Source organism: Ferroglobus sp. (assembly GCF_015521575.1).
In the GTDB taxonomy this organism is placed as follows: Archaea; Halobacteriota; Archaeoglobi; order Archaeoglobales; family Archaeoglobaceae; genus Ferroglobus.
Genome location: NZ_WANY01000031.1, coordinates 1 through 6,504 on the forward strand (window position 1 = coordinate 1; position 6,504 = coordinate 6,504).

At 44.4% G+C, this 6,504-nt stretch carries 10 protein-coding genes; 4 read left to right on the forward strand and 6 right to left on the reverse strand.

Translation table 11 applies throughout. The features are described from left to right. The 3 genes from F7C14_RS01160 to F7C14_RS01170 all read left to right on the forward strand — a co-directional run. The coding region (locus tag F7C14_RS01160; protein WP_290898942.1) for an amidase family protein at positions 1-583 on the forward strand (583 nt) is incomplete at its 5' end. Continuing rightward, positions 573-2,144, forward strand: coding sequence for an O-phosphoserine--tRNA ligase (gene sepS, locus F7C14_RS01165; RefSeq protein WP_290898945.1), 1,572 nt, complete (start codon positions 573-575; stop codon positions 2,142-2,144). The genes F7C14_RS01160 and sepS, both read left to right, overlap by 11 nt. Then, a complete protein-coding gene (locus F7C14_RS01170) occupies positions 2,137-2,802 on the forward strand; it encodes an endonuclease V (protein ID WP_290898948.1) in 666 nt (221 codons plus the stop codon). Before sepS ends, F7C14_RS01170 begins: the two co-directional genes overlap by 8 nt. On the opposite strand, the gene F7C14_RS01175 is transcribed toward F7C14_RS01170, so the two are convergent. Beyond that, positions 2,770-3,621, reverse strand: coding sequence for a ribbon-helix-helix domain-containing protein (locus F7C14_RS01175; RefSeq protein ID WP_290898951.1), 852 nt, complete (start codon positions 3,619-3,621; stop codon positions 2,770-2,772). The two genes, F7C14_RS01170 and F7C14_RS01175, sit on opposite strands and share 33 nt — an antisense overlap. Positions 3,622-3,658: 37 nt before the next feature. Between F7C14_RS01175 and fdhD the strand changes: the two genes are divergently transcribed. Next, positions 3,659-4,321, forward strand: coding sequence for a formate dehydrogenase accessory sulfurtransferase FdhD (fdhD, locus tag F7C14_RS01180; protein ID WP_290898954.1), 663 nt, complete (start codon positions 3,659-3,661; stop codon positions 4,319-4,321). Here fdhD and F7C14_RS01185 read toward each other — a convergent pair. From F7C14_RS01185 to F7C14_RS01205, 5 genes are all read right to left on the reverse strand, one after another. Continuing rightward, positions 4,308-4,886 (reverse strand): metal-dependent transcriptional regulator, encoded by a 579-nt coding sequence (locus tag F7C14_RS01185; protein WP_290898957.1) that lies wholly within the window; start codon positions 4,884-4,886, stop codon positions 4,308-4,310. The two genes, fdhD and F7C14_RS01185, sit on opposite strands and share 14 nt — an antisense overlap. Beyond that, complete coding sequence (locus F7C14_RS01190; RefSeq protein ID WP_290898960.1) at positions 4,874-5,062, reverse strand: hypothetical protein; 189 nt, start codon at positions 5,060-5,062, stop codon at positions 4,874-4,876. The genes F7C14_RS01185 and F7C14_RS01190 overlap by 13 nt, the downstream gene beginning before the upstream one ends. A 50-nt stretch (positions 5,063-5,112) precedes the next feature. Next, complete coding sequence (locus tag F7C14_RS01195) at positions 5,113-5,511, reverse strand: DUF61 family protein (protein WP_290898963.1); 399 nt, start codon at positions 5,509-5,511, stop codon at positions 5,113-5,115. Beyond that, entirely contained in the window at positions 5,511-6,266 is a 756-nt protein-coding gene (locus F7C14_RS01200) for an S-adenosyl-l-methionine hydroxide adenosyltransferase family protein (protein WP_290898971.1), read from the reverse strand. Before F7C14_RS01200 ends, F7C14_RS01195 begins: the two co-directional genes overlap by 1 nt. Further along, positions 6,260-6,504 (reverse strand): nitroreductase family protein (locus tag F7C14_RS01205; RefSeq protein WP_290898968.1); only part of this gene is annotated, 245 nt, incomplete at its 5' end. The genes F7C14_RS01205 and F7C14_RS01200, both read right to left, overlap by 7 nt.

Below are 6,504 nucleotides of genomic sequence, written 5' to 3' on the forward strand. Positions count from 1 at the left end.
GCTTAAAAACGTGGCGAACGTTAAGGAGGTTAGCTTACCTTCGCTGAATTACGCTTTGCCAGCCTACTACATAATTGCGATGAGCGAAGCCTCTTCTAACTTAGCGAGGTACGATGGAGTTAGATACGGCTACACCCTTGAAAAGCTTGACAGCTGGAGGAAATTCTTCGCTAAAGTTAGAGCTGAGGGTTTTGGGGAAGAGGTAAAGAGAAGGATTATGATGGGTAGCTTCGCCCTTTCTACCGGATATTACGGGAAGTACTACCTGAAAGCTTTGAAAGTCCGCACTCTTGTGATAAACGACTTCAAAAGAGCTTTCGAAAGCTTCGACATCTTAATCTCCCCCACGATGCCGGACGTTGCTTTTAAGATCGGGGAGATCAAGGATCCGGTGACGATGTATTACGCTGATGTAAACACCGTTCCAGCGAACTTAGCAGGAATTCCAGCCCTTTCGATCCCACTTCTGGAAGTCGACAAGTTGCCAGTGGGTGTGCAGCTGATGGGCAATCACTTCTCCGAATCAGCTCTGATTTCCTTCGGGAAGATAATCGAGGAGAGGGTGGGAAAAGTTGAAGTTTAATCCGGAGGAGTGGAAGAAAAAAGCTGAAAAAGACTTTGAAGAGGCTTGGAAGTCCGGAAAAGAGGTTGTTGAAGAGGTAAGCTTAAATGAAGCTTATCCAAGAAACGTGATATCGATAGGAAAACCACACCCAGTTTACGAAGTGATAGAGAAGCTGAGAAGAGCTTACTTATCTTTGGGATTTACGGAAGTTATAAATCCGCTGATAGTGGAGGACGTTCACGTTAAAAAGCAGTTCGGGAAGGAGGCTTTGGCGGTTTTGGATAGATGCTTTTATCTGGCAACTTTGCCGAGACCAAACGTCGGGATCTCTGAAAAACAGGTGGAGAGGATAAGGGAAATCATCGGGGATTTCGACGCTGAAGGGCTGAGAAAAGTTTTTCATCTGTACAAAAAGGGTGTTTTCGGAGGAGACGAGCTCGCTTATAGGATTTCTCAGGTTTTAAACATTGACGACTCTACAGCTCTAAAAATTCTTGATGAGGTTTTTCCGGAGTTCAAGGAGCTTAAGCCCGTTGCCAACAACCTGACTTTGAGGAGTCACATGACCACCGGGTGGTTTATAACCTTGAAGCAACTGATCGAAAAGTATCCTCTCCCAATAAAGCTCTTCAGCATAGACAGGTGCTTTAGGAGAGAGCAGGGAGAGGATGCGAGTAGACTTTATACTTACTTCTCGGCAAGCTGCGTTTACGCGGATGAGGATGTTAGCGTTGAGGATGGGAAAGCAATAGCCCAAGCTTTGCTGAGCAGTTTCGGATTCGAGAGGGTGAAATTCAAAGAGGATGAAAAGAAGAGCAAGTATTACATTCCCGGAACTCAGACGGAGGTTTACGTTTACCATCCATCCAGAAAGGAGTGGATAGAGGTCGCAACTTTCGGAATATACTCTCCTATTGCCTTAGCCAATTACGAAATAGATGTGCCGGTCTTAAACCTTGGCATGGGTGTGGAGAGACTTGCCATGGTCATTTATGGAGTTGAGGATGTTAGAAAACTCGTTTATCCTCAAATTCACGACAATTTAACTCTATCTGACGTGGAGATAGCGTCGAGAATTAAGCTTAGAGAAGTTCCAAAAAGTAAAGAGGGAGTTAAAATTGCAAAAGCCGTGATTGGGACTTTTGAAAAGCATAGGGATGAAATGGGTCCGTGCGAATTTTTAGCCTACGAGGGAGATTTCTTCGGAGTCCATCTGAAAGTTTACGTTCTTGAAAGGGAGAACGTCAAGCTTTGCGGGCCAGCTGCTTTTAACGAGTTGGTTGTTTACAACGGTAACATCTACGGAATTCCGAGAACGGATAAGTGGTCGGAGTACTTTGAGAACGGTGTCGAGACGGGGATAAGATACGTTGACGCCTTTTCATACCTTGCGGCGGCTAAAATTGAAGAGAGTTTGATTAGGAGGGAAGATGGGGAAGTTAGGGTTAGAGTTGTCGAGTCTCCGAGGGACATAAACGTTGAAATTGATGAGAAGCTGAGGAACTACGTCATTTCGAGAGGAGGAAAAATAGATGTTAGAGGACCGGCTTTCCTCTCTGCGAGATGGGAGTTTGGATAAACTCGTGGAGCTTCAGAAAAGAATAGCCGAGGAAGTCGTTTTGGAGGACGCTCTTAGTTACGAGGAGATTAAGTACGTTGTGGGTGTGGATCAGGCTTTTTTCAAGAAGAACGATGAAGAATTTGTTGTTTCCGCAGCGGTGCTTATGAGCTTTCCCGAGCTGAGAATTCAGGAAGTGGGCGTTGACTTCAGAAAGGTGGATTTTCCGTACATTCCCACTTTCCTAATGTTTAGGGAAGGGGATTCAGCTGTTGAAGCCGTTAGGAAGGTTTTGAGGGAAAGGACGGTGGTAATAGTCGATGGTAGTGGGATAGCTCACCCGAGGAAATGCGGATTGGCAACCTTTGTCGGTGTTGCCTTGAAAAATCCGAGCGTAGGAGTGACGAAAAAACCTCTTTACGGGAAGTTCGAAGAGCCGAAAAGGAGCGGAGAGAGCAGAGGAATTTTCGATGGAAAGCTGATTGGCTACGCTTACAAACCCTGCGCGAGGTGCAAACCGATCTACATCTCTCCGGGAAACATGATTTCTCCGGAGACGGCTTTAAAAGTCGTGGTTGCTACGATAAGAAACTACAAACTTCCGATTCCGATAAGAGAGGCTCACAGAATGGCGAACAGGGAAAAGTTAAATTATCTCTCCGACTTCGATTCCTCCTGAAAGGGGCATTTCCTCGGCTGTAACTATAACGGCTGTGGCTGGACAACCTTTTTCGTCTCTTCTCTTCATAACGAGCTTTCCTCCAGCTAAGGAGGCTGCCATGCTGCAAGTCTGAAGAAGCCCGTCGCTTTTCACGGCAAAAATCGAACTTACTTTTCCGTTTTTAACGAATTCGGCAAGCTTTTCAACGAGTTTAGCATCTACTCCCCTCTCTTTCATCAGTTCTTTCTCCTTCAAAATCTTGCCATAGAGGAAAATCTTCTCTCCCCTCTTCGGAGAATTCCTGACTTTCATATCTCTTACTCCTGCAACGGTCAGCGAGAAGAAGGACTCTTTGGTTTCTATGATGTTTTCGGAGCTTGCAAGAATCAACCTGAAGTTTAGAAAGCTCTTTAAAAGTTTGAAAAACCTGAGGCTGTAGTCTATATCGTTTCCCGTTGAAAGTAAACCGACAAAAGGTTCAACGAATCTCGTTAGACTTTCTACCCTCACTTGATTCGCCAAAATCTCCGCAACTCTTTCAAGCTTAACTTTTAACCAGTCGTTTTCTTTCTCTCCGACTCCGGCGTAGCTGAATGAAAGAATTGTCAGAGATGTGAAATTTCCGAAATCTATCGATATCGAATTTCTCTCCTCGTAAACGTCCAACTTCGGTAGGAGAACGGACGGTTTAAAGTAGAATCCGAGGTTTTCCAGAGCGGAAAGATACATCACTATCGCTTGTCTTATCAGCTCGCTCCTTGATACTAAGAACTTTGAAGAGATTTCGTCGAGCTTTTCAACAATTTTATCTTCAAGTCTGAGGTTTACGATCCTCATTCGAAAAAGTAATCTTTAGTGAGAATAAAACGGTTTTGTGGATATTGTGAAGATAGGGAAGCGGTTGGAAATAGGGGAAGAAATTGAGCTGAAAGTTATCGCTGGAGGAAGAGTTTTCAGGATGATGTGCTCCCCGAACGATTTGGAAGAGCTGTTAATAGGCTTCTCCATCAGCGAAGGGTTGAGCGAGAATCCGGAGGTTTACGTAGAAGGAGACGTGGGAGTAATAGAAAACGTCAAGGAGACAATTCTTTCCATTAACTCTTCTGGATGCATAGGCATATACGTCGACGAGAACATAGGTAGAGTTTTCCCCAAAAGGAAATTTAAAATCGATCAAGTTTTGGCATCCCTAAGAGTTATTGAGACCGAGCTTTATAGGAGAACGAGAGCTTATCATACAGCGGCGGTGATAAATGAAAGAATCTACTGTTCTTACGACGTTGGGAGGCATAATGCCGTTGACAAGGCTATCGGAAAAGCTTACAAAAACGGGGTGGATTTTTCCGAAAGCTATTTAGTTCTCTCGGGCAGGATAACTAAAGGCATAGCGTTGAAATGTGTTAGAGCTGGAATTCCTCTTGTTGTATCGAAAGCGGCTATTTTAAACTCCGCAATAGAGGTCTGCGAAAAGTCCGGGCTTTCGGCTGTTTCCCTCGCTTCTGGAATTGCTGTAAACAACGGAGCTATTGATCTCTGATCACGATAACCTTTCTCTTAATTTCATCCGAAAGCTTTAGCCTTTCTCCATCGATTAGGACTTCTCCTCCCTCAACTTCTATTTTCCCTCCGACTTTAATTCCTAAGGTTTCGAGATAGCTTGGAGCTGCTAAAACTTTGAATCTTCCGCTATCAACTCTTTCGAGGGAACTCGCGTTAAACTCGCACTCTTCGCAGAGATCGCAGTTCTGGGAGATAAAGTAGCATATCTTTCTGATCGCATCATCGTTCGCAACGTGCTCGATTTTGCAGCTTATCTCGTGAGCAACTTCTTTACTCAACCCGACGAACTCCACAAGAAACTTCTCAAAAATTAAATGGTATTCTTTTATCTTCTTAGCAATCTCCTCCCCTTTCTTCGTAAGTGTAACTCCTTTGTAAGGCTGGTAGTCAACGTAACCCTCCTTTTGGAGCTTCGCAAGCATTTCCGTTACGCTCGCTGGTTTAACTTTAAGTTTTTTCGCTATCTCTCCAGTTTTTACGAGTCTCCTCTTACTCCTTTGGATGTCGTAAATAATTTCGAGGTACTCTTCTACCCTCTCCATCTTCTCTCCTCTTCAATGAAGAAGAGAATACCTTGTTTTTTCGTCAACCTCCTGCTGCCGCAAAACGGACAGTAGAGGTTTGGTATGTGCAGGACTCCAGTATAACCGGTGGTTCTTCTAATCTTCAGATCGAACTCCGAACCGCATCTCGCGCAGTAAAGGTTTTCGAGATCCATCAATTTCCCTCTATATCAAAAGAGGTTTTAAAGTTATCCCAAGCGTGAGTCTAAACTCTGAAGAAAACTTGCGTGGCTGTTCTTAACTTCCTCCTCACTTTCTGCATTTCATAGGAGTACAACATCAGTCCCTGCTTTGTGAACCTATCTATTCCGAAAGCTTTGCTAATAAATTCCGCATGCAGCTTGTCTCTAACGAAGATGACGTATTCGTTTCCGATACTCGTCATTTCCAGAATTATCGGTATCCAGAACCTTCCCCAGTAAATTTCATCCACGTGTTCGGCTATGAATTCAAGCTCCTTCTTTTCAATGTAGTACTCATTTCCGTCTTTGGCGAGGTATGTGGGATCTTTCATTTCCAGCAATTCTTTTAGACTTCTCCTGCTTCTCGGGATGTGTTTATTCATGGCTTCCGCAAGCTTAGCAAGTGTTCTCTCATTTATCATCAAAACCACCCTAATTCGATCTCATCTTTAATTCCGAAAATCTCAGCCGCATTACCTTCTCTAACGCTAATTTCCAGCGTGTTGAAACTTCCAATTAATGCTAAAGGCTCTCCAACCTTCACGTCCTCGTACTTCTCCACAAAAGGAATTCTCGTCCCGTTAATGTAAAATCCTTTCGGTTTCAAGTCTTCCACGATTTCCCTCCTCAAATTCGTGACGATGTTTCCGAAGCGGTCGATGTAAGCAACTCTGCAAGCAATCTTTTCTCCAATTTTTACTTCAAAAAGTTCGAGTTCTTTCATCGTTTCGACCTCTTCTCCGTATTCATCGATTTTTCCCTCAGCTATTAGAGCTGCAGCAGGAGCGAAAACGTCTCTTCCGTGAAAGGTGGACGAAAGTTCTCCAGAGAATTCTGAGAGTTTTTCGGAATTCAGAGAGATTATCTTTTCTATTCCGTCTTCGGAAGCTGATGGGTAAGCTATTCCGTTGTCTGGAGCCACAAACCAGTAGTTTTTAGTTTTAACAGCCAAGGCTCTCCTTTTTCCTCCGACTCCCGGATCGACAACCGCTACGAATATGCTGCCTTTGGGAAAAAATTTGTAGGTATTGTAAAGCAGAAAAGCTCCCTCAAACACATTCTGCGCTCTGACGGAGTGGGTTATGTCCACTACTTCCTCTTTGGTAATCTTTCTGATTACTCCCTTCATCACTCCGGGATAAAATTCTCCGAAGTCCGTGAGTAGGGCGATCACCATCTCTCCCAATGTGTGATCTCCTCTAGTTTCATTCTCCTCCTCGGGCTTGGCTTCTCTGCTGGGTAACCTATCGGGATAATTGCCATTGGTCTTGCGTAGCTGGGAATGTTGAGTATCTCAGCTACCCTCTCTTCGTTGAAAGCTCCAACCCACACCGCTCCGAGTCCCATGCAGTGAGCAGCAAGCAAAATATTTTCTACAGCAGCAGTAGCGTCTTGTTCGGCGTAAAGCTTTCCCC

Excerpts from the sequence above, each read along its gene's own strand:
- F7C14_RS01175 (WP_290898951.1), bottom strand. The coding sequence starts at position 3,621 with ATGAGGATCGTAAACCTCAGACTTGAAGATAAAATTGTTGAAAAGCTC.
- F7C14_RS01185 (WP_290898957.1), bottom strand. The coding sequence starts at position 4,886 with ATGGAGAGGGTAGAAGAGTACCTCGAAATTATTTACGACATCCAAAGG.
- F7C14_RS01190 (WP_290898960.1), bottom strand. The coding sequence starts at position 5,062 with ATGGATCTCGAAAACCTTTACTGCGCGAGATGCGGTTCGGAGTTCGAT.
- F7C14_RS01195 (WP_290898963.1), bottom strand. The coding sequence starts at position 5,511 with ATGATAAATGAGAGAACACTTGCTAAGCTTGCGGAAGCCATGAATAAA.
- F7C14_RS01200 (WP_290898971.1), bottom strand. The coding sequence starts at position 6,266 with ATGGTGATCGCCCTACTCACGGACTTCGGAGAATTTTATCCCGGAGTG.